Consider the following 22,145-nt stretch of genomic DNA (forward strand, 5'->3'; position numbering starts at 1 on the left):
GCCCCTGCGCTTAGCGTGGGGGCCGTGTCACGTTCCCTCCGCGTCCTCGGAATCGACCCCGGCCTCACCCGTTGCGGCGTCGGGGTCGTCGATGTCTCGCCGAACCGCACCGCATCTCTGGTGCACGTGGGGGTCGTCCGCTCCCTGACGACCGATCCCATCGAGAAGCGGCTCGCCGCGATCGCCGCCGGCATCCGTCTCGTGCTGGCCGAGCACGATCCCGGGGTGGTCGCCGTCGAGCGCGTCTTCGCGCAGAACAATCGTCATTCCGTGATGGGGACGGCCCAGGCCAGCGGCATCGCGCTCCTGCTGGCCGCAGAGCACGGCATCCCGGCCGCGACCCACACCCCGAGCGAGGTGAAGGCCGCGATCACCGGTTACGGCTCCGCCGACAAACTCCAGGTACAGACCATGGTCGCGCGCGTGCTGCGCCTCGATGCGCTTCCCCAGCCCGCGGATGCCGCCGATGCGCTGGCCATCGCGCTCTGTCACGCGTGGCGCGGGGGAGCGGAGTCCGTCTCCGACCAAGCGACGTTGACGCCCGCTCAGCGGGCGTGGCGGGACGCGGAGAAGCGTCGTTCTCCACAGGTCCGTGTCGCTCGAACGGATGTACGAACGGGTGCGTAAGCTACCGGCATGATCTCTTCGCTGCACGGGGCGGTGGCCCACGTCGCCGATGACTCGCTCGTGGTCGTGGTGGGCGGTGTCGGTTTCTCCGTCGCCGTCACCGCCCAATTGGCACGGACGGTCCACGTCGGGACAGACGTGCACCTGCACACGAACCTCATCGTGCGCGAAGACGCCCTGTCGCTGTTCGGCTTCGAGAGCCGCGAAGAGCTGGTCGTCTTCACGCAGCTCATCAGCGTGACCGGCGTCGGACCCAAGTCCGCGCTCGGCGTGCTGTCGTCGCTGACGGTGCCGCAGATCGCGCAGGCCGTCGCCGACGACGACGACGCGCCCTTCCGTCGGGTGTCGGGCATCGGCCCCAAGACCGCCAAACTCATCGTCGTGCAGCTCGCGGGCAAACTCGCCGTCGTCCCGACGACCGCTCCCGCAGCCATCGGTGCGCGCGGGCAGGTTCCCCTGCAGGTCACGCAGGCGCTGGTCGGGCTCGGATGGAGCGAGCGCACCGCGGCCGAAGCCGTGGCATCCGTCGCCGAGAACGCCTCCGACGGCGACCGCGCGTCGGTACAGGCGCTACTACGACTGACACTGGCGATGCTCGGACCCGCACGCAAGGAGACCGTGGGTGGCTGACGTCCGCGACGCCGGCACGCCCGACGACGACACCGAGCTCGCGATCGAAGGAGCGTTGCGCCCCGTCTCGCTGGACGAGTTCGTCGGTCAGCACAAAGTGCGCGCGCAGCTGCAGCTGCTGCTCGACGCCGCCCGCATCCAGCAGCGCTCGCCCGACCACATCCTGCTCTCGGGCCCACCCGGCCTGGGGAAGACGACGCTCGCTATGATCGTCGCCCACGAGAGCGGTCGACCGCTGCGCCTCTCGAGCGGACCGGCCATCCAGCACGCCGGAGACCTGGCGGCGCTGCTGTCCTCGCTCACGCCGGGCGAGGTGCTCTTCATCGACGAGATCCACCGCATGGCCCGCTCGGCGGAAGAGATGCTGTATCTCGCGATGGAGGACTTCCGCATCGACATCATGGTCGGCAAGGGCGCGGGCGCGACGAGCATCCCTCTCGACCTCTCCCCGTTCACCCTCGTCGGCGCCACGACGCGCGCGGGGCTCCTCCCCAACCCTCTGCGCGATCGCTTCGGCTTCACCGCCCACCTGGAGTACTACGAGCCCGAAGAGCTCGAGCTGGTGGTCTCACGCTCGGCATCACTGCTCGACGTGGGTCTCCCGGGCACAGCTCGTTCGGAGATCGCCCGCCGCTCGCGCGGCACACCCCGCATCGCGAACCGCCTGCTGCGCCGGGTGCGCGACTACCTCGTCGTCCACGGTCCCTCCGACGGCGCCGACGACGGTCACGCCGACCTCCGCACGGTGGGCGCCGCGCTCGATCTCTACGACGTCGACGCCATCGGCCTCGACCGCCTGGACCGCGCCGTACTCGACGCACTCGTGCGACGGTTCCGCGGGGGCCCGGTGGGTCTGAGCACACTCGCGGTCACCGTCGGAGAAGAAGCCGAGACCATCGAATCAGTGGTCGAGCCCTACCTCGTACGCATCGGATTCATGGGGCGTACGCCCCGCGGCCGCGTGGCGACGCCCGACGCCTACGACCACCTCGGCGCCCCCCATCCCGACGGCGTGCTCCGGTTCAGCCAGGGCGTATGACCTATACTCGGCGGGGGATTCCCCGACCCTCGCTAGGCAGTGCCGCACGGCGCGCCTGATTTGAAAGGTGCACCGCCTCCATGGATAGTCTCCTCCTTCCCCTTCTGCTGGCCGGTCTGCTCGTCTTCATGTTCGTGAGCTCCCGCCGCCGCCTGAAGAAGCAGAAGGCCGAGCAGGAGAAGAAGGCCCGCGACACGGTTCCCGGCGCCGAGGTGCTGCTGCAGGGTGGCCTCTACGGCACCATCGTCGAGTACGACGGTGAAGACCTCGACAAGCCGGCGCTCGTCGAGATCGCCCCCGGCATCGTCATCAAGGTGCACAGCCAGGCCGTGCTGCGCATCGTCGACCCGATCGAGGGAGCCGTCACCGAAGACGAGTTCATCGACGCCGAGGAGTCCGAGGCCGAGTACATCGCGGGGGTCGCCGACGGCGACACCACCTCGATCAGCGACGACAAGCGTGCCGCGCGTCAGGACACCGTCGACGTCGAGCGTGACGACAAGGACCGCCCCGCGGTCTGACCACCCCCTCTCCTTTCGTTCACCGCCGCACAGAAAGCCGACTCCGTGGCGCCCTCGACTCCCGTCCGTCACGCCTGGCGCGTTTTGACCGGACTGCTCGCCATCACCGGCGTGCTCTTCGGTATCAACGCCCTGGGTGTGTACACCTTCAATGCCAGCTCCTGGACCCCCGACCTCGCCCTCGACCTCCAGGGCGGCACGCAGATCATCCTGCAGGCCCAGACCACCGACGGCGCAGCGCCCGACGGCGAGCAGCTGCAGCAAGCCGTCACGATCATCCGTCAGCGCGTCGACGCCTCCGGTGTCGGTGAGACCGATGTCGCCACCGAGGGCGGCAGGAACATCGTCGTGCAGATCCCCGGCGAGGCCGACGAGGCCACGCGCCAGCGCATCCAGAGCTCTGCTCAGCTGCAGCTGCGTCCGGTGCTGTTCACGGGCTCGCAGGCGACCTCGTTCGTCGGTGCGGACGGCAACTCCACGCCGTACCCGACGCCCGACCCCGCACTGCCGGCGACGCCGACCGCTTCGCCCACCAGTGCGAGCGACCCGGCCTACATCACGCCGGCCCTGCAGGCGGAGTTCCTCGCTTACGACTGCGCCAACCCGCCGTCCGACCCGTCGCAGGCCCCCGCGGACCAGCCCATGATCACGTGCGGCATCGACGACGGCGGCAAGTACATCCTCGGCCCCGTCGAGCTGAACGGCACCGACATCGTCGACGCGACGAACGGCCAGGAGCAGAACACGGGTCGCTGGGCCGTCAACCTCGTCTTCAACGACCAGGGGACGGAGACGTTCGGTCAGATCAGCCAGCGCCTCGTCGCGCTGCAGGCCCCGCTCAACCAGTTCGCGTTCGTGCTCGACGGTTCGGTGCTGTCGGCTCCCGTCATGCAGGGCACGATCCTCGACGGGCGCCCGAGCATCACCGGCAGCTTCACGCAGGAGTCGTCGAAGGCTCTCGCCGACCAGCTGAAGTACGGTGCTCTGCCCCTGAGCTTCACGGTCGTCAGCTCCGACACCGTCTCGGCCACCCTCGGGTCGCAGCAGCTGCAGGTCGGATTCATCGCCGGCCTCATCGGCCTGGGCCTGGTCGCGATCTACTCGTTGATCGTCTACCGCGCGCTCGGCACCGTGATCATCGCGTCGCTCGGCGTGATGGCTGTGCTCACCTACGTGGCACTGTGCATCTTGGCCTGGCGTGCCGGGTTCCGTCTGTCGCTCGCCGGCGTCGCGGGTCTGATCGTCACGATCGGCTTCACGGCGGACTCGTTCATCGTCTACTTCGAACGCATCCGAGACGAGTTGCGCGACGGCAAGTCGATCACCGCGGCGGTCGAGGACGGATGGGCCCGCGCGAAGCGCACGATCTACATCTCGAAGTCGATCAACATCCTCGCGGCCGTCGTGCTGTACATCCTCGCGGATGCCACGGTGAAGGGCTTCGCGTTCACGCTCGGGCTGACGACCGCGATCGACATCCTGATCTTCATCCTCTTCACCCACCCGGTCATGCAGCTGCTGGCGCGCACACGCTTCTTCGGCTCGGGCCACCCGCTCTCCGGGATGGACCCGCAGGCGCTGGGAGCCGTCTACCGCGGCCGCGCCCAGTTCCGCGCCCCCGTCGCCGAGGCGTCGCGCGTCAAGCGCTCGCGTGGCGAAGCACAGCGCCGTCAGACCATCGCCGAGCGCAAGCAAGCCGAGCTCGCTGCCGCCGGCCGCGGTGATAGCCGCTCCACGAAGGAGGGAGACGACTGATGCGCTCCATGACGCAACTCGGTAACGACCTCTACTCGGGCAAGACCTCTTTCCCGTTCGTTCAGCGTCGCCGCCTGTGGTTCATCATCGCCGCGGTGCTCGTCATCGGCGCGGCTCTCGTGCCGCTCTTCCGCCCGGTGCAGTTCTCCATCGAGTTCACCGGTGGCGCGCAGTTCACCGTGTCGAACCCCGCGTCCCTCGATCAGTCGCTCGCGACCGAAGCCGTCGCGTCGGTGCTCCCGGGCGCCACCACGCGCGTTTCGACGATCAACGACCAGGCCGTACGTGTACAGACCGACGAGCTCGACAACGATCAGGCGCAGGCCGTGTCGGCTGCCCTCGCCACCGCCTACGACGTGCCGTCATCCGAGATCACGAACTCGTTCATCGGCCCGACCTGGGGCAACGACGTCACCCGTCAGTCGCTCTGGGGTCTGTCGATCTTCCTCGCGCTGACGTTCCTGATCCTGGCGATCTACTTCCGCACGTGGAAGATGTCCGTCGCGGCGATCATCGGCCTCGTCGACGTGCTCGTCATCACCATCGGCGTGTACGCCGTGTTCGGGTTCGAGATCTCCCCGGCCGCCGTCATCGGCTTCCTCACGATCCTGTCGTACGCGTTGTACGACACCACCGTCGTCTTCGACAAGGTTCGAGAGAACACGCGGGAGGACGGCGAGATATCCGGGCGCACGTTCGCCGAGTCGGTCAACCTCGCCGCGAACCAGACGCTCATCCGCTCGATCAACACCACCGTGGTCGCGATCCTGCCGGTCGGAGCGATCCTCTTCATCGGCGTGCCCCTCGGCGCCCGCACGCTGAGCGACATCTCGCTGTCGATCTTCGTCGGTACCATCGTCGCGGCGTACTCCACGCTGTTCGTCGCCGTGCCGATGTACGCCCTCCTGCGTGAGAAGGAGGCGCCGGTGGCGCAGCGCGACGCGCGCGTGCGCGCCGCTCGCGAGAAGGCAGGGGTTCCGGCCTGAGGCCGGTCCCGATACACAACGCTCGGTCCCGAGGTGAGGCCCCGACATGGCGTCGGGGCCTCACCTGTCGGGGCGTAGACTTGGACGACCGACCGTGAGGGAGAGGTGGCGATGACCGAGACCACGTCTTCCGCGCCGCCACCGTCGTCACTGCGACGTCTCGTTCCGCGCATCTTCTCACGCGCCGCGCGTCGTGACGACGTCGACAAGCTGCTGCGCACGGTGCGCACGCATCACCCCAAGGGCGATCTCGCGATCATCGAACGGGCGTACGCCGTCGCCGACAAGGCGCACGACGGCCAGAAGCGCCAGAGTGGCGAGCCGTACATCACGCACCCGCTCGCGGTGGCGCAGATCCTCGCCGAGCTCGGTCTCGGTCCCAAAGCCATCGCCGCCGCCCTCCTCCACGACACGGTCGAAGACACCGGGTATCCGCTCGACGAACTCGCCGCCGACTTCGGCGACGAAGTGGCGATGCTGGTCGACGGAGTCACCAAACTCGACAAGGTCAAGTACGGCGACAGCGCCCAGGCCGAAACCGTCCGCAAGATGATCGTGGCGATGTCGAAAGACATCCGCGTCCTGCTGATCAAGCTCGCCGATCGTCTGCACAACGCGCGCACGTGGGGGTTCGTGCCCCCGCACAAGGCGGCGAAGAAGGCCACCGAGACGCTCGAGATCTACGCGCCGCTCGCGCACCGCCTCGGCATCCAGGCCATCAAGAGCGAGCTCGAAGACCTCTCGTTCGCCGTGATGCATCCCAAGCTCTACGCCGAGATCGAGAGCCTGGTCAAACAGCGAACCCCGCAGCGCGAGCAGTACGTGCAGAACGTCATCGACGCCGTCGACGCCGACCTGCGCGAGTTGCGCGTGCGCGGCCGCGTCATGGGACGACCGAAGCAGCTCTACTCCGTCTACCAGAAGATGGTCGTACGCGGCCGCGAGTTCGACGACATCTACGACCTCATCGGCATTCGCATCCTGGTGGGCACCGTGCGCGACTGCTATGCCGTGCTCGGCGCCATCCACGCGCGGTGGACGCCCCTGCCCGGTCGCTTCAAGGACTACATCGCGACCCCGAAGTTCAACCTGTACCAGTCGCTTCACACCACGGTCATCGGTCCCGGCGGACGCACCGTCGAGATTCAGATCCGCACGCACGAGATGCATCAGCAGGCCGAGTTCGGTGTCGCGGCGCACTGGAAGTACAAAGAGCGCATGGCGGGCACGAAGTCGGATGCCAAAGCCGTCGACGCCGACATGGCGTGGATCGCCCATATCTCCGACTGGCAGGCCGAGACCGCCGATCCGGGGGAGTTCCTCGACTCGCTGCGGTTCGAGATCGGCGCCAAAGAGGTCTACGTCTTCACCCCCAAGGGCCGCGTCGTCGGTCTTCCCACCGGGGCGACACCCGTCGATTTCGCGTACGCGGTCCACACCGAGATCGGCCACCGCACCATGGGCGCGAAGGTCAACGGACGTCTCGTGCCATTGGAGTCCGCTCTGCAGAGCGGCGATGTAGTCGAGGTCTTCACCTCCAAGAACCCCGATGCCGGCCCGAGTCAGGACTGGCTCGGCTTCGTCAAGAGCACCCGCGCGCGCAACAAGATCCGCGGGTGGTTCACCAAGGAACGCCGCGAAGAGGCGATCGAGCAGGGCAAGGATTCCATCGCACGCGCGATGCGTCGGCAGAACCTTCCGTTGCAGCGCCTGATGAGCCAGGACTCCTTCACGGAGGTGGCTCGACTCTTCCACTACGAAGACGTCTCCGCACTGTATGCCGCGGTCGGTGAGGGACACGTCTCGACGCAGTCGGTGATCGAGAAGGTCACCGCCCTCGTCAGCGTCGAAGAGACCAACACCGGCCCCATCGACATCCCCGTCGGACGCAGCCGGGCCCCGCGCGGCGGCGACTCCGGCGTGCTCGTGCGCGGCGCCCCCGACATCCTGGTCAAGCTCGCCAAGTGCTGCACCCCGGTCCCCGGTGACGACATCGTCGGCTTCGTGACCCGCGGAAGCGGTGTCTCGGTCCACCGCGGCGACTGCACCAATGTGCGCTCGTTGAAGGAAGAACCCGACCGTCTGATCGACGTGGAGTGGGCGCCGACGACCAAGAGCGTCTTCCTTGTACAGATCCAGGTCGAAGCCCTCGATCGATCGGGGCTGCTCAGCGACGTCACGCGCGTACTCAGCGAGCATCACGTCAACATCCTCTCGGCGACCGTGTCGACCACCAACGACCGGCTCGCCCTCAGCAAGTTCGTCTTCGAGATGGGCGACACCGTGCACCTGGACCGGGTGCTGAACGCCGTCCGACGCATCGACGCCGTCTACGACGTCTACCGCGTCACCTCGTCGTGAGCCCCGACAACAGGACCGTCGCGCGTCGTCCGTGAGGAAAGCGCGGATGCCCTTCGAGCCACCTCTCCGCCGCGCCGCGCACGAGCGGATCAGTGGTCGCCCAGGTGCACGCGAGGTCCCGCTCGCCGTCGTCGTCGGAGCGGGCGAGGTCGACGAGCGTCCGTCCGGGTGAGCTCACGTGGACACCCGCGATCGCGCACACGTCCGCGGGTTCGAGACGCACATCATGGAAGACCGTGCGGGCGTCGGAGCGAGCCCGCACGCGTGTCGGCCCGACCCTCTGCACGTGGTGCGGAGTCGGTTCCTCGGAGACCGCCCCGTGGATCCACGCCGCGCTGGCGCGTACGGCCGCCCACCGCTCGCCCAGCAGGGGGAAGAGACTTCGGGCGCGCATCCACGGTGTCTCTGCGGCGTCGGCGGGCATGAAACCCTCGCCGAGGGGCACGAGCAGACCATCGAGGCACGCGGCGGACAACTCGGCGAGTGAGAGACGCTCGTCGGCGAAGAACAGGAAGGGCGACACCATCCCGCCAGTGTGGCGGGACGATGTCGCCCGGGACGCCGGAGCGTCGGACCTGTGGAGAACCGCTCAGCCGCCGAGCGCGCGCAGCCAGGTGCGACGCGCTTCGAGGGCTTCCGCGGCCTGCGCGGCGGCGCGCTTGTCGCCGCGGGCCTCGGCCTCGGCGAGCTCGGCCTCGAGCTTGTCGATCGCGTCGGTCAACTGACGCGTCATGTCGTTGGCTCGCGCCTTCTGCTCGGGGTCGTTGCGCTTCCAGTCGGCGTCTTCGCGGGTGCGGACGCTCTGCTCGATCTTGCGCAGCTCGTCGTCGAGGGTTCTCTCCTTGTCGCGCGGGAAGATGCGTCCGATCTCGTCCCACTGGCGCTGGATCGCGGTCAGCTTCTGACGGGCGGTCGCGAGGTTCTTCTCGTCGACGATCGGCGCGGCCTCGGCCAGGAGCGCGCGCTTCTGCTCGATCTTCTCGATCGACGCCTCGTTCTCGGCGGACTCCCGCTCGATCCGCGCGCCGTAGAGGGCGTCACCGGCAGCCTTGAAGCGGGCCCACAACGCGTCGTCGACCTTGCGACCCGCGCGCCCGGATGCCTTCCACGCGTCGAGCAGGTCGCGGTAGGCGTTGATCCCGTCTTCGCCGCGCGGAGCGAGCGCCTCGGCGCGCTCGACGAGACGGGTCTTGGCTTCGCGTGCCGACTTGTGCGTCTCGTCGAGCGACGAGAAGAACTCGCGGCGGTGGCGGTCCACCGTGGCGCGCGCGTCACGGAAGCGACGCCACAACTGCTGGGCGGTCGACTTCGACAGGCGCGGGCCGTTCTGCTGGTGCGCCTGCCACCGGTCGAACAGCGCCGTCATGTCGGCGGTCATCTGCTTCCACTGCACGGTCTGCGGATCGCGTGCCGCGAGGGCCTCCGCCTCTTCGACGATCGCGGTGCGCTCGCGCACGGCCTCTTCGCTCGCCTGCTTGGCGGCGACGGCCTCGGTCGCACTCGCCTCGGCGAGTTCGGCGGTGAGGGCGTCGACACGGGCGATGAGGGCGGCCAGGTCGCCCACGGCGGCGGCGCCGTCGAGTTTGGCGCGCAGCGTCTTGGCGGTCGAGCGCAGATCGGATGCCGACGCACCACCTCGGCGGTGACGGGTCTCGATCAGAGTGACCTCGCCGGCGAGATCGGAGAACTTGCGCTGGAAGTAGGCGAGGGCTTCGGCGGGCGTGCCGTCGGGGTACTGCCCGACCTCGCGCCAGTCGTCGCCTTCGCGAACCGACACGGTGCCGTCGTCGTCGACGCGACCCCACGGCGGTGTCGTGGTCTTCGACGCCGTCGCACCGGGGGGAGGTCCGGGCAGGCGCGGGCCGGGGCGGGCCGCCGGCTGCGCGGGCGAGGGGGCGGCGGAGAAGGGCTCGGCGTCGTCCGCGGAAGCCGCGTCTGCGACGTTCTCGTCGGCGACCGTCTCGGCGTCGGCGACAAGCTCAGCGTCCGCGGCGGGCTGGGCCTCGGGCTCCGCCTCCCCGGCAGCGGACTCGTCGGAAGCGGTCTCCGCAGCGGCGTCAGTCTCGTCCGCCACGGGCGCGTCGTCGGCGACGGGCGCGTCGTCTTCGGACTCGGCGGCCGACTCGTCGCCTGCGTCGACCTCGGCCTCGCGGCTCGGGTCGACGTCGGGAACCGCGTCGGGCTCGGTGTCCGCGACGACCTCGTCTGCGGCGGACGGGGCCGTCTGCTCACCCGCGGTGGGGGAGACGTCGCCGGTCTGCACCTCGGTCGGGGAAGAAGCGTCGGCCTCGGCGTTGCTCGCGGCGTCGCGCGGGTCGGAGGTCTCGGGGGTGGAAGCGGAAGACACGAATAGCACCTCATCGCGGCAGAGCCGCCTGGGGGAGAAGGACCCTCCGAGCCTAGTACGAGCCGCCCCGCCGGCACAGGATCAGGGTGCGGCCGACTCCGTGGCATCCGGAGCGGGGGTCGCGGGGGTCTCGGTCGCGGGCGCGCTCGGGGCGGGGGTCGACGTCGGCGCCGGCTCGGGCGCCCCGGGTCCCGCGACGAAGTATGCCGTCTGCGCGCCGATCGCACCGAGGATGACGACGAGGCCCACGACGAGCGCGATCACGTTGTCACGCGTGCGCCGGCGTCCCTGCCGTTCGTGCAGCTGCAGTCGCGCCTGGTAGGCACGGGTACGTTCCCGCTGCTCCCGCGTCTGCCGACCGTTTCCGCGCGTCGCCACATCGACCTCCTCTGCCCGTCCGGACTCGTCGATCCTACAAACACCGCGCGCGCCGGCCCGGCGGCCCCGCGACGCACGGCGCCGCGAAGACGGGTCCGTCGCGGCCGGGCCCCGGTTAGCCTGGAGCGGTGACCCCCTCCTCGGCGCTCTTCCAGGGCCAGACGCCGCTCGCCGTGCGGATGCGGCCCGTGAGCCTCGACGAGGTGGCCGGGCAGGGGCATCTGCTGCGTCCCGGTTCACCTCTGGTCACCCTCGCCACGACCGACTCCTCGGCATCCGTCTCCGCCGTCTCCGTCATCCTGTGGGGCCCGCCGGGCACGGGCAAGACCACGCTCGCCCAGGCGATCGCGCGGTCGTCGGGGCGGCGGTTCGTGGAGCTGTCGGCGATCACGGCGGGGGTGAAGGACGTTCGCGAGGTCATGCAGGAGGCCCTGACGCAGCGCGACCTGTACGGGCAGTCGACCATCCTGTTCCTCGATGAGATCCACCGCTTCACCAAGGCCCAGCAAGACGCTTTGCTGCCGGGAGTCGAGAACGGGTGGGTCGTGCTCATCGCTGCGACGACCGAGAACCCCTCGTTCTCCGTCATCTCGCCGTTGTTGTCGCGTTCGCTCCTGCTGACGCTGCGGCCGCTCGGCGACGACGACCTCGGAGCCCTCGTCGACCGCGCCGTGCGCGACCCGCGGGGTCTGGCCGGCCGGGTGGAACTCGACGACGACGCCCGCGCCGCCCTGGTGCGCCTGGCCTCCGGAGACGCCCGTCGCGCGCTCACCGCACTCGAAGCGGCAGCCGCCGTCGCGGGAGACCTGGATGCTGCGGCACCGGCGCCCGACTCCGGCGGAACCGACGACGACACGGACGAGGCCGACGACGGCGAGGCGGGAGCCGCTGACGACACCGCACCCGTGACGGTCATCACGGCCGATCACATCGCCCAGGCCGTCGATCGCGCCCTCCTGCGCTACGACCGGCAGGGGGACGAGCATTACGACGTCATCAGCGCCTTCATCAAGTCGGTGCGCGGATCCGACCCGGATGCCGCGATCCACTACCTCGCGCGCATGATCGAGGCGGGGGAGGACCCGCGCTTCATCGCGCGGCGCCTCGTGATCTCCGCCGCCGAAGACATCGGCATGGCCGACCCCCACGCGCTGCAGATCGCCGTGGCCGCCGCCGACGCAGTCGCCTTCATCGGAATGCCCGAGGGGCGCATCCCCCTCGCCGAGGCGACCGTCTACCTCGCCACGACCGCGAAGTCGAACGCCGCCTACACCGCCATCAACGCCGCGATCGCCGATGTGCGCGCCGGCGGCTTCGGACGCGTGCCGATGCACCTGCGCGACGCGCACTATCCCGGGGCGAAGCGTCTCGGCCACGGCAAGGGCTACAAGTACGCCCACGACAGCGAGATCGGGATCGTCGCGCAGCAGTATCTGCCCGACGAGTTGCGCGGACGCCGTTACTACGAACCCACGAACCACGGAGCCGAGCGCGACGTGTCGGTGAGGCTCGAGAAGATCCGCCGCATCCTCGACGGCACCTGAAGGCCGCACCCGGGCCTTCCGGCGGGCTCTGATAGCATGAATCGGCTCGAAACAGGGTTTTCGGGCATCCCCTCCTTCCTGTGATCACCTTCCGGTGCGCCCCGGCGTGCGCTTCGGATCGGGCGGAAGGGGGCGATACGCCCGTGAGCCGTGAAAGGCGCGGCCACGTCATCGGAAGGAGAACTTCGTGACCACGAAGTCTCAGGACCGCCGCAAGGTGCGTCTGTCGCGCGCCCTCGGCGTCGCACTCACCCCCAAGGCCGCCCGCTACCTCGAGAAGCGTCCCTACGCTCCCGGCGAGCACGGCCGCACCAAGCGCAAGGCCGACAGCGACTACGCCGTCCGTCTCCGCGAGAAGCAGCGTCTGCGCGAGCAGTACGGCATCCGCGAGAAGCAGCTGCGCATCGCGTTCAACGAGGCCCGCCGCACCGACGGCCTGACCGGTGAGAACCTGGTCGAGCTGCTCGAGATGCGTCTGGACGCCCTCGTCGTGCGTTCGGGCTTCGCCCGCACCACCGCGCAGGCTCGCCAGCTCGTCGTGCACCGCCACATCCTGGTCGACGGCCAGCTCGTGGACCGCCCGTCGTTCCGCGTCAAGGCCGGTCAGCAGATCCACGTCAAGCCGAAGAGCGAGGGCCTCGAGCCCTTCCAGGTCGCGGCCGCCGGTGGTCACGCCGAGGTTCTGCCCCCCGTTCCGGGCTACCTCGAGGTCGACCTCGCCACGCTCCAGGCGAAGCTCCTGCGTCGCCCCAAGCGCGCCGAGGTGCCCGTCACGTGCGACGTGCAGCTCGTCGTCGAGTACTACGCCGCCCGCTGATCCAGCGAGCAGAGAAGGGCGTCGGGGTTCTCCCGGCGCCCTTCGTCGTTCCGGGTGGCGCCATCCGTCTCGCTTGCGCGATGGACGGGGACCGTCGCCTACGATGAAGGATGCCGCGAACGCGGCGTCGTATCGAGGAAGAAGTGGTGATCGTGAAAAGCCTCGTCTGGTTCGCGTTGGGTATCGCCGGCGGATTCGTCGCCGCCCACCTCGTCAACAAAGACCCCCGCGGTCAGGAGCTGCTCGCCCAGCTCGACTCCCGCATCGGCGAGTTCACCGACCACATGAGCGACGCCTACCACGAGCAGGAGACCCGCCTGTCGGACATCCTCGACGACGCCAAGGGCGTCGCCGCCTCGGCTGCCGGCCACGCGGCCGACGCTGTGGATCGCGCCGGCGATGCTGTCGGCAGTGCTGCCGCCGCGGCCAAGAAGACCCTCTCGCCCTCCGACTGACCTCTCTGCGCCCGTCGTCCCGCCGCGGCGGGCGGCATGCGCACGCGCACGAAAGACCCGCCATGAAAACCGCCGAGATCGCCCAACGCTTCCTCGACTTCTTCGAGAAGAAGAATCACACGATCGTCCCCTCGGCCTCGCTCGTCACCGACGACCCGGCCCTGCTGTTCACGGTGGCGGGCATGGTGCCGTTCATCCCGTACCTCAGCGGGGTCGTGCCGCCGCCCTACCCGCGCGCCGCGGATGTGCAGAAGTGCATCCGCACCAACGACATCGAAGAGGTCGGCAAGACCCCGCGCCACGGCACCTTCTTCCAGATGCTCGGCAACTGGTCGTTCGGCGACTACTTCAAAGAAGACGCCATCCGTTTCGCGTGGGAGCTGCTGACCAGCCCCGAGTCGGAGGGCGGTCTCGCCTTCGACGCGAAGGATCTGTGGGTCACCGTCTACGAGGAGGACGACGAGGCGCACGACCTCTGGCGCTCCCTCACCCCCCTGCCCGAAGAGCGCATCCAGCGCCTCGGTAAGGACACGAACTACTGGTCGACCGGTCTCCCGGGTCCCGCGGGCCCCTGCTCGGAGATCTTCTTCGACCGAGGACCCGACTACGGCATCGACGGCGGCCCCGCCACCGACGACGACCGCTACGTCGAAATCTGGAACCTCGTGTTCATGCAGTACGAGATCACGAACGTCCGGTCCAAGTACGACTTCGACATCGTCGGCGAGCTCCCCGCGAAGAACATCGACACCGGCATGGGCCTGGAGCGCATCGCGTTCATCAAGCAGGGCGTCGACAACATGTACGAGACCGACCAGGTGCGTCCGGTGCTCGACCTGGCGGCGGCACTCGCGAACAAGTCCTACGGCAACGAGTCCCACGAGGACGACGTGCGTCTGCGCATCGTCGCCGACCACGTGCGTTCGTCGCTCATGCTGCTCGCCGACGGCGTGACCCCCTCGAACGAGGGTCGCGGATACATCCTGCGTCGCATCATGCGCCGCGCGATCCGTTCGATGCGCCTCCTCGGTGTCGAGGGCGCGACCTTCCCCGAGCTGTTCGCCGCGTCGCGCGACGCGATGAAGGAGTCCTACCCCGAGGTCGAGGCCGACTACGCCCGGCTCTCGGCCTACGCCATCGCCGAGGAGCAGACGTTCCTCCGCACCCTCGCGGCCGGATCCGCCATCCTCGATCAGTCGGTCGCGGAGGCGAAGACCGGGGGCGGAACCACCCTGTCGGGGTCCGAGGCGTTCCTCCTCCACGACACCTACGGGTTCCCGATCGACCTGACCCTCGAGATCGCCGAAGAGGCGGGTCTCACCGTCGACCGCGGTTCCTTCGACCAGCTCATGCTCGAGCAGCGCACCCGCGCCAAGGCCGACGCCCGCGCCCGAAAGGGCGCCATCGCCGACCAGAGCGCGTACCGCGAGTTCCGCGCCCTCGGTGAGACCGTGTTCACCGGCTACACCGAACTGCAGACGCAATCGACGGTGCTCGGCATCCTGATCCAGGGCCAGGGCACCGACCGCGCGTCGGAGGGACAGATCGCCGAGATCATCACGGCCGAGACCGCCCTCTACGCCGAGTCGGGCGGGCAGGTCGCCGACAAGGGCGTGATCGTCGGACCCGGCTACGAGCTCGAGGTCCTCGACGTGCAGCGACCCGTGCCGGGGCTGATCAGCCACACGGTCGAGGTCTCCACCGGTGAGGTCTCGGTCGGCGCCCCCGCGACGACCGTCGTCGACCCGCTGAACCGCCATTCGGCGCAGCAGGCGCATACCGCGACGCACCTCGTGCACGCCGCCATCCGCGACACCCTGGGCAAGACGGCGACGCAGACCGGTTCACTCAACCGCGCCGGCTACATGCGGTTCGACTTCAGCTGGGGCTCGGCCCTGTCGCCCGAGACCCGCACCGAGATCGAAGACATCGCCAACAACGCCGTGCGCGACAACCTCGAGGTGACCACGCGCGTGATGTCGCTCGACGAGGCCAAGGCCGCGGGCGCCATGGCACTGTTCGGCGAGAAGTACGGCGACACGGTGCGCATGGTCGACGTCGGCGGCCCCTGGTCGCGCGAACTCTGCGGTGGCACCCACGTCGCCCGGAGCTCCGAGATCGGGTTGGTGAACCTCGTGGGCGAGCAGTCCGTCGGCGCCTCCAACCGCCGTGTGGAGGCACTGGTCGGCCTCGACGCCTTCCGCGACCTCGCCGCCGAGCGCGCGATCGTCTCGCAGCTGTCCACGTCGTTGAAGACACCGCGCGAACAGCTGACCACGCGCATCACGGAGTTGGCGGCGAGCCTGAAGGCCGCGGAGAAGAAGATCGCCGCCTTCGAGGCGCAAGCCCTCACCGGGCGCCTGCCGCAGCTGGTCGAGTCGGCGGCCGCGGTCGGCACGGTCCGGGTCGTCGCCCAGAGCCTGGGGGAGGGCGCGTCGGCCGACGACGTGCGCTCGCTCGCTCTGCAGGTGCGCGATCGCCTGGGCTCCGACCCCGCGGTCGTCGCCCTGGGCAGCGTCACCGGCGGCCGCGCCACGGTCGTCGTCGTCACCAACGACGCCGCCCGCGAACGTGGACTCGCCGCCGGTGCCCTGGCGAAGGGAGCCGCCGGCGTCCTCGGCGGAGGCGGAGGCGGTCGCCCCGACGTCGCCCAGGGTGGCGGAACGGATGCCGCTGCCCTCCCGCAGGCGCTCGAGGGAATCGTGGCGGACGTGCGGGCGACCACCGCGTGACGGCGTTCCGGCGCGGCATCCGGTTGGGAATCGATGTCGGCCGCGCTCGCGTGGGCGTGGCACGATCCGACCCCGACGGGGTGCTCGCCGTTCCCGTCGAGACGGTTCCGCGCAAGGGCGAGCCGGTGCGGCGCATCGCGGCCCTGGCCGCCGAGTACGAGGCGTTCGAGGTGCTGGTCGGTCTGCCGCTGAACCTGCGGGGAGAGGACACGGCGTCGACGACCGACGCACGGCGCTTCGCGGAGGCGCTCGCGGGTGCTCTGCCGATGCCCGTGAGGCTGGTGGACGAGCGCCTCAGCACCGTGTCGGCCCACAGCGTTCTGCGAGAGGCAGGACGTTCCCAGCGTGATTCTCGTAGCATTGTTGACCAAGTCGCCGCTGTGGTGCTGCTGCAGCAGGCGCTCGACGTCGAGCGACAGTCCGGTGAGCCGGCCGGACCCGCCGTATCACCGGGACAGGAGCCCGCCTGACATGCCCGAGAACCAGCCGCCCGAGAGCGATCCGTTCGCCGACCTCTATGGGCGTCTGCCCGACCCGCGCAGAGGAGTATCCGCCGACGACGCCCCCTCGTCGCGCCGCGCCGCCCGCGCCGCCCGCGCGGCCGACAGCGAGTCGCCCGACGCACCCGAGGGTGCGCGATTCGACGCCGCTCGACGAATGCCCGGTGACACGCCGTCGTCCCCGACCCCCGCGGGAGCCACGCCGACATCCACGCCGGACGCCCCGGTCGATCGCTCCGCCGCCGAGAACGCGCCGCATGACGCACCGCGCTCGGCCGTCCGGAACGATCCCTCACGCGAGACCCGGTCACCCGACGTCCCCGTCCTCCCGCGCGACGCCGCGCCATCGGCGGGAGCGCGCCGCTCCACCGCCCGCACCGCCGGCAGTGGCGACACGGCTCCCGGGCCGCGCCGGGGCAGCGCGCCGTCGCATGACGTCGAACCCGCGCGCGAGCCCGCACTCGTGGGTGCAGGTGCTGCGTCCGCCGCCGCACCCACGGCTCCGGGGTCGGCGGCATCCGGATCCCTCGAACAGCTCTTCACGGGACAGACCACCACCCACGACATCGGCCAGCCCGTGCCGGAGCCGTCGCGGACGCGCCGCCACGTCGGCCGGTGGATCGCCCTCGCCGTGGTCGTGCTCCTGATCGGCGGCATGGTCGGGGGCGGAATGGCGCTGTGGAACACCTACGGCGACCGGGTGCAGGCCTTCCTCGGTCAAGAGGAACCGGTCGACTTCGAGGCGGGCCAGGCCACCGGCGAGACGCGCGTCACGATCGTCGCGGGTGACACCGGGGAGTCGGTGTCACCGAAGATGTTCGAAGCGGGTGTCACGAAAGCGTCGAACTCGCTGTACAAGTACATGGTCGACAACTCCATCGCCTTCACCTTCCAGCCCGGCGTGTACAAGCTGCAGCAGCAGATGACCTCCGAGTCGGTACTCGCCGCCCTCCGCCTCCCCGAGACCCGCCTGAACTATTCCGTGCAGCTGCGCGAGGGCCTGACGCTCGCGCAGTCGCTCGATCTCATCTCCGAGCAACTCGGCCTGACCCGCGCCGACCTCGACGCGGCCGTCGCCGACCCGTCGCAGTACGGCGTGAGCGCCTCCACGCTCGAGGGGTGGATCTTCCCCGCCACATACGACTTCGACGAGGGCGTCACCGCCACGCAGGTCATCGACACGATGGTGAAGCGCACCGTGCAGTCCCTGGACTCCGCGGGCGTGCCCGAGGCCGACCGCGAGCGGATCCTCATCATCGCCTCGATCATCGAGCGCGAAGCGCGCAGCAGCGAAGACTTCTACAAGGTGTCGCGCGTCATCGAGAACCGTCTGCAGCCGTCCAACCAGGAGACGTTCGGCAAGCTCGAGATGGACTCGACGGTGCAGTACGGCGCGGGGGAGATGGGCAGCGGAACGGTCAGCACGTCCGAAGAGGCACGCAACAGCGACAACCCGTGGAACACCTACATGTATCCGGGTCTGCCGATCGGCCCCATCGCGAACGCGGGCGATCTCGCCATCGACGCCGCGATGAAGCCCGCCGACGGTCCGTGGTTGTACTTCGTGACGGTCAACCTCGACACCGGCGAGACCGTCTTCACCTCGACGTACAGCGAGCACGAGAAGGCCGTCGCCCAGTGGCAGGCCTGGTGCTCCGACAATCCGAACTCAGGATGCTGACCGGCCCCACGCGCTTGGCCGTCTGGGGCGACCCGATCTCGCACTCGCGGTCGCCCCGTCTGCACGCGGCGGCGTACGGCGTGCTCGGGCTGGAGTGGGAGTACGGTCGCGAGCGGGTGAGCGAGGCGGAGTTCGTACCGCGCCTCGGGGGAGTGGATGCCACGTGGCGCGGTCTGTCGCTCACGATGCCGCTCAAGAAGGTCGCCGCTCGGACGGCACGCTCCCTCGACGAGGACGCGCGCCGGACCGGCGCGGTCAACACCTTCCTGCTCAGCGACGACGGCCCCCTCGGCTTCAACACCGACGTGGGAGGACTCGCTCGCGCCCTCGCAGAGATCGGCGTGGACGCACCGGGCGCGGTGCGCGTGCTCGGTGCCGGGGCGACGGCCACGTCGGCCGTCGTGTCGGCCGCTCGCGTGGGCGCGGCGGTCATCGAGGTGCGCGCACGCCGCCCGGAAGCCGCCGAGTCCCTCCAGACGCTCGGTGACGCGCTCGGCGTCGAGGTGCGCGTCCGAGCGATCGACGACGACCCGATCGACCCCGTCGATGCCACGATCGCCGCTCTCCCCGGCGGGACCGAGCTCGGTCCGGTGGCCGACCTCCTGGCATCCGGATCGGGTCCCCTCATCGACGTCGTCTACGGCGGATGGCCGACACCGCTCGCCCAGGCGTGGCGTCGTGCGGGCGTCGCCGCGCACGACGGTCTCGGCATGCTGCTGCACCAGGCGCTGTTGCAGGTGCGCGTGTTCGTGCGGGGCGACCCCGATCGCCCGCTCGAACGCGAGGATGCGGTGCTGGCCGCGATGCGCGCCGCGCTCGTGGGAGACTAGGGGAATGCTTCGCGTTCTCACGGCCGGCGAGTCCCACGGCCCCGAACTGATCGCCCTCATGGAGGGGATGCCGGCCGGCGTCCCCGTCTCGTCCGCGCAGATCCGCGCCGAACTCGCGCGCCGTCGCCTGGGTTACGGCCGCGGGTCGCGGATGAAGTTCGAGGAAGACGAGCTGACGCTCTCCACCGGCATCGTGCACGGCTTCACGATCGGAAGCCCGATCGCGCTGCGCATCGGCAACACCGAGTGGCCGAAGTGGACCGAGGTCATGAGCCCCGAGCCGATCGAGCTGTCCGACCGGTCGCGCGGCCGCGGTGCCGCCCTCACCCGTCCGCGTCCGGGTCACGCCGATCTCGTCGGTATGCAGAAGTACGGCTTCGACGAGGCACGGCCGATCCTCGAACGCGCCTCCGCCCGCGAGACCGCGGCCCGCGTCGCCCTCGGCGCCATCGCGCGGTCGTTCCTGAACGAACTCGGCATCCGCCTCGTGAGCCACACGCTCTCGATCGGTCCGGTGCGAGTACCCGACGACGCCGCCTTCCCGACCCCCGACGACGTCGATCTGCTCGACGCCGATCCGCTGCGCTGCTTCCACCCCGAGACCAGCGCCGCCATGGTCGCCGAGGTCGACGACGCGAAGAAGTCCGGCGACACGCTCGGCGGCATCGTCGAGGTGCTCGCCTACGGACTGCCGCCGGGACTCGGCTCCCACGTGCAGTGGGACCGACGACTGGATGCCAAGCTCGCCCACGCCCTGATGAGCATTCAGGCCATCAAGGGCGTCGAGGTCGGCGACGGCTTCCTCACCACGACCCGTCGCGGGTCGCAGGCCCATGACGAGCTGTTCGCCACCGGTGACGGCATCACGCGCTCGTCCGACCGCGCGGGCGGAACCGAGGGCGGGATGTCGACGGGCACGGTGCTGCGCGTGCGTGCCGGCATGAAGCCGATCGCCACCATCCCGAAGGCCCTGCGCACGGTCGACGTCGCCACGGGCGACACCGCCGCCGCCCACCACCAGCGTTCCGACGTGTGCGCCGTGCCGGCCGCCGGCGTCGTGGCCGAGGCCATGGTCGCCGTCACCCTCGCCGACGCCGTGCTCGACAAGTTCGGCGGCGATAACATCGTGGAGACGCGTCGCAACCTCGAGACCTACCTCGCGAATCTGCCCGAGACGCTGCGCACGGCCGACGCGTCCGACGCGGGGCTCCTCGCGCATGACCTCGCCTGAGGTCGCAGCCGACGCGGCGCCCGGGTCGGCCGTGGTGCTCATCGGACCGATGGGTGCGGGCAAGACCAGTGTGGGGCGCCGCGTCGCGCGCGCCCTGGGAACGCCCTTCACCGACACCGACAAACTCGTCGTGCGCGATCACGGTCCCATCCCCGCGCTCTTCGTCGCGCACGGCGAGCCGCACTTCCGCGCCCTCGAACGAGACGCCGTGGCCGAAGCCCTCGCCCGGGGCGGAGTCGTCGCCCTCGGCGGCGGGGCCGTGCTCGACCCCGTCACCCGGGAGCGGCTCGCCGCGCATCGCGTGGTGCTGCTGACCGTGGCGCCGCACGTCGTGGCATCCCGGATCCATGGCGACGAACGTCCGTTGCTGGGCGGCGAAGACCCGGTCGCCCGCTGGCTGCGCATCTACGAGGAACGACGGTCGATCTACGAGCGGACCGCCGACATCACCTTCGACACCTCGTCGGGACCGCTCGTGCGCGTCGTCGACGACATCGTGGCCTGGGCACGCCGTGTGCCGGCCGGAGAGACGGCATGACCGACACCACCACCATCAGCGTCGCCGGCGACGCCGGCTACGACATCACGATCGGCCGCGGACTGCTCGCCTCGCTGGGTGAGAAGCTGCCCGCGGCGGCCCGCAAGGTGCTCATCGTGCACCCGCCGACCCTCGCGAAGCAGGCCGAGGCGTTGCGCGCGCAGCTCATGGGAGACCGGCAGGTGCTCCTCGCCGAGATCCCCGACGCCGAAGCCGGCAAGCGCGTCGAGGTCGCGGCGTTCTGCTGGCAGGTGATGGGCCAGGCCGACTTCACCCGCACCGACGTGGTCGTCGGATTCGGTGGGGGAGCGGTCACCGACCTCGCCGGCTTCGTCGCGGCGACGTGGCTGCGCGGTGTCGCCCTGGTGCAGGTGCCCACGACCGTGCTCGGCATGGTGGATGCCGCGGTGGGCGGCAAGACCGGCATCAACACCGCGGAAGGCAAGAACCTGGTCGGCGCGTTCTGGCCCCCGACCGCCGTCGTCTGCGACCTCGATCTGCTCGACACCCTGTCGAAGAACGAAGCGACCGCCGGGTTCGCCGAAGTGGTGAAGGCCGGTTTCATCTGGCATCCGGAGATCCTCGACCTCATCGAGGCCGATCCCGAGAACATCGTCGACCCGCGCGGTGAGGCGTTCCGCCGATGCATCGAACTGGCCATCGACATGAAGGCGCGCGTCGTGGGTGAAGACCTGCGCGAGGCGGGGCTTCGCGAAGTCCTCAACTACGGGCACACGCTCGGGCACGCGATCGAGCACGCCGAGCGCTACCGCTGGCGTCACGGCGCCGCGATCTCGGTGGGCATGGTGTTCGCGGCCGAGCTGTCGCGCCTGGCCGGCCGCCTCTCCGACGACGTCGCGCAGCGTCACCGCACGGTGCTCGAATCGTTGGGGCTGCCGACGACGTACCGCGCCGGGGCGTTCCAGACGCTGAAGGCCACCATGCAGCGCGACAAGAAGAGCCGCGGCGCCATGCTGCGCTTCATCGTGCTCGACGACCTCGCGCGCCCCACCGTGCTGCAGGCCCCCGACGAGTCGCTGCTGTTCGCGGCGTACCAGGAGGTCGGGGCGTAGGTCCGGCGCGTCCGGATGCCGTGGCATCCGCTCTCCGCTCGCACAAGCGCTCGACGCTCGCACGATCGGCCTGACGTCTGCGAGCTTCGCGACGAACTGC

General features: G+C 69.9%; 20 protein-coding genes. 17 read left to right on the forward strand and 3 right to left on the reverse strand.

Annotated features, from left to right (window positions below; translation table 11 throughout):
- The first annotated feature begins 24 nt into the window (after positions 1 to 24).
- The 7 genes from ruvC to ACTJJP_RS02810 all read left to right on the forward strand — a co-directional run bounded on the left by ruvC (position 25) and on the right by ACTJJP_RS02810 (position 7,919).
- Positions 25 to 627 (forward strand): crossover junction endodeoxyribonuclease RuvC, encoded by a 603-nt coding sequence (ruvC, locus tag ACTJJP_RS02780; RefSeq protein ID WP_440773506.1) that lies wholly within the window; start codon positions 25 to 27, stop codon positions 625 to 627.
- Between the two features lie 9 nt (positions 628 to 636).
- Complete coding sequence (gene ruvA, locus ACTJJP_RS02785) at positions 637 to 1,257, forward strand: Holliday junction branch migration protein RuvA (RefSeq protein ID WP_440773507.1); 621 nt, start codon at positions 637 to 639, stop codon at positions 1,255 to 1,257.
- Entirely contained in the window at positions 1,250 to 2,296 is a 1,047-nt protein-coding gene (gene ruvB / locus ACTJJP_RS02790) for a Holliday junction branch migration DNA helicase RuvB (RefSeq protein ID WP_440773508.1), read from the forward strand. The genes ruvA and ruvB overlap by 8 nt, the downstream gene beginning before the upstream one ends.
- Positions 2,297 to 2,376: 80 nt before the next feature.
- Positions 2,377 to 2,817 (forward strand): preprotein translocase subunit YajC, encoded by a 441-nt coding sequence (locus ACTJJP_RS02795; RefSeq protein ID WP_440773509.1) that lies wholly within the window; start codon positions 2,377 to 2,379, stop codon positions 2,815 to 2,817.
- Between the two features lie 45 nt (positions 2,818 to 2,862).
- Entirely contained in the window at positions 2,863 to 4,572 is a 1,710-nt protein-coding gene (gene secD, locus ACTJJP_RS02800; RefSeq protein WP_440773510.1) for a protein translocase subunit SecD, read from the forward strand.
- The gene (gene secF, locus ACTJJP_RS02805; RefSeq protein WP_440773511.1) at positions 4,572 to 5,558 is read left to right on the forward strand and encodes a protein translocase subunit SecF; all 987 of its coding nucleotides are present in this window, start codon (positions 4,572 to 4,574) and stop codon (positions 5,556 to 5,558) included. The genes secD and secF overlap by 1 nt, the downstream gene beginning before the upstream one ends.
- 111 nt (positions 5,559 to 5,669) lie before the next feature.
- Entirely contained in the window at positions 5,670 to 7,919 is a 2,250-nt protein-coding gene (locus ACTJJP_RS02810) for a RelA/SpoT family protein (RefSeq protein ID WP_440773512.1), read from the forward strand.
- Here the strand turns inward: ACTJJP_RS02810 and ACTJJP_RS02815 are convergent.
- From ACTJJP_RS02815 to ACTJJP_RS02825, 3 genes are all read right to left on the reverse strand, one after another.
- Entirely contained in the window at positions 7,906 to 8,445 is a 540-nt protein-coding gene (locus ACTJJP_RS02815; protein WP_440773513.1) for a hypothetical protein, read from the reverse strand. The two genes, ACTJJP_RS02810 and ACTJJP_RS02815, sit on opposite strands and share 14 nt — an antisense overlap.
- Before the next feature lie 63 nt (positions 8,446 to 8,508).
- Positions 8,509 to 10,266: a DUF349 domain-containing protein gene (locus ACTJJP_RS02820; protein ID WP_440773514.1), complete on the reverse strand. Its 1,758-nt coding sequence runs from the start codon at positions 10,264 to 10,266 to the stop codon at positions 8,509 to 8,511.
- Positions 10,267 to 10,347: 81 nt separating this feature from the next.
- A complete protein-coding gene (locus tag ACTJJP_RS02825; RefSeq protein ID WP_440773515.1) occupies positions 10,348 to 10,644 on the reverse strand; it encodes a dioxygenase in 297 nt (98 codons plus the stop codon).
- A 128-nt stretch (positions 10,645 to 10,772) separates the two neighbouring features.
- Here ACTJJP_RS02825 and ACTJJP_RS02830 point away from each other — a divergent pair, with 128 nt between their 5' ends.
- The 10 genes from ACTJJP_RS02830 (at position 10,773) to aroB (ending at position 22,045) form a co-directional block, all read left to right on the forward strand.
- A complete protein-coding gene (locus ACTJJP_RS02830; protein ID WP_440773516.1) occupies positions 10,773 to 12,188 on the forward strand; it encodes a replication-associated recombination protein A in 1,416 nt (471 codons plus the stop codon).
- Positions 12,189 to 12,375: 187 nt separating this feature from the next.
- Positions 12,376 to 13,005 carry a 30S ribosomal protein S4 gene (gene rpsD / locus ACTJJP_RS02835; RefSeq protein ID WP_440773517.1) on the forward strand — a complete coding sequence of 210 codons (630 nt, stop codon included), beginning with the start codon at positions 12,376 to 12,378 and terminating at the stop codon, positions 13,003 to 13,005.
- A 146-nt stretch (positions 13,006 to 13,151) separates the two neighbouring features.
- Complete coding sequence (locus tag ACTJJP_RS02840; protein WP_440773518.1) at positions 13,152 to 13,460, forward strand: ATPase; 309 nt, start codon at positions 13,152 to 13,154, stop codon at positions 13,458 to 13,460.
- A 62-nt stretch (positions 13,461 to 13,522) separates the two neighbouring features.
- Complete coding sequence (alaS, locus tag ACTJJP_RS02845; protein WP_440773519.1) at positions 13,523 to 16,192, forward strand: alanine--tRNA ligase; 2,670 nt, start codon at positions 13,523 to 13,525, stop codon at positions 16,190 to 16,192.
- Positions 16,189 to 16,662: a Holliday junction resolvase RuvX gene (gene ruvX, locus ACTJJP_RS02850; protein ID WP_440773520.1), complete on the forward strand. Its 474-nt coding sequence runs from the start codon at positions 16,189 to 16,191 to the stop codon at positions 16,660 to 16,662. The genes alaS and ruvX overlap by 4 nt, the downstream gene beginning before the upstream one ends.
- 1 nt (position 16,663) lies before the next feature.
- Positions 16,664 to 18,373: an endolytic transglycosylase MltG gene (gene mltG / locus ACTJJP_RS02855; RefSeq protein ID WP_440773521.1), complete on the forward strand. Its 1,710-nt coding sequence runs from the start codon at positions 16,664 to 16,666 to the stop codon at positions 18,371 to 18,373.
- On the forward strand, positions 18,367 to 19,203 hold the full coding sequence (locus ACTJJP_RS02860) for a shikimate dehydrogenase family protein (protein WP_440773522.1): 837 nt from the start codon (positions 18,367 to 18,369) through the stop codon (positions 19,201 to 19,203). The genes mltG and ACTJJP_RS02860 overlap by 7 nt, the downstream gene beginning before the upstream one ends.
- A 4-nt stretch (positions 19,204 to 19,207) precedes the next feature.
- Positions 19,208 to 20,434 carry a chorismate synthase gene (gene aroC, locus ACTJJP_RS02865; RefSeq protein WP_440773523.1) on the forward strand — a complete coding sequence of 409 codons (1,227 nt, stop codon included), beginning with the start codon at positions 19,208 to 19,210 and terminating at the stop codon, positions 20,432 to 20,434.
- The gene (locus tag ACTJJP_RS02870; protein WP_440773524.1) at positions 20,421 to 20,972 is read left to right on the forward strand and encodes a shikimate kinase; all 552 of its coding nucleotides are present in this window, start codon (positions 20,421 to 20,423) and stop codon (positions 20,970 to 20,972) included. Before aroC ends, ACTJJP_RS02870 begins: the two co-directional genes overlap by 14 nt.
- On the forward strand, positions 20,969 to 22,045 hold the full coding sequence (gene aroB / locus ACTJJP_RS02875) for a 3-dehydroquinate synthase (protein WP_440773525.1): 1,077 nt from the start codon (positions 20,969 to 20,971) through the stop codon (positions 22,043 to 22,045). The genes ACTJJP_RS02870 and aroB overlap by 4 nt, the downstream gene beginning before the upstream one ends.
- Positions 22,046 to 22,145: the final 100 nt, after the last annotated feature.

Source organism: Microbacterium sp. 22296 (assembly GCF_052045385.1).
Classification (GTDB): Bacteria; Actinomycetota; Actinomycetes; order Actinomycetales; family Microbacteriaceae; genus Microbacterium.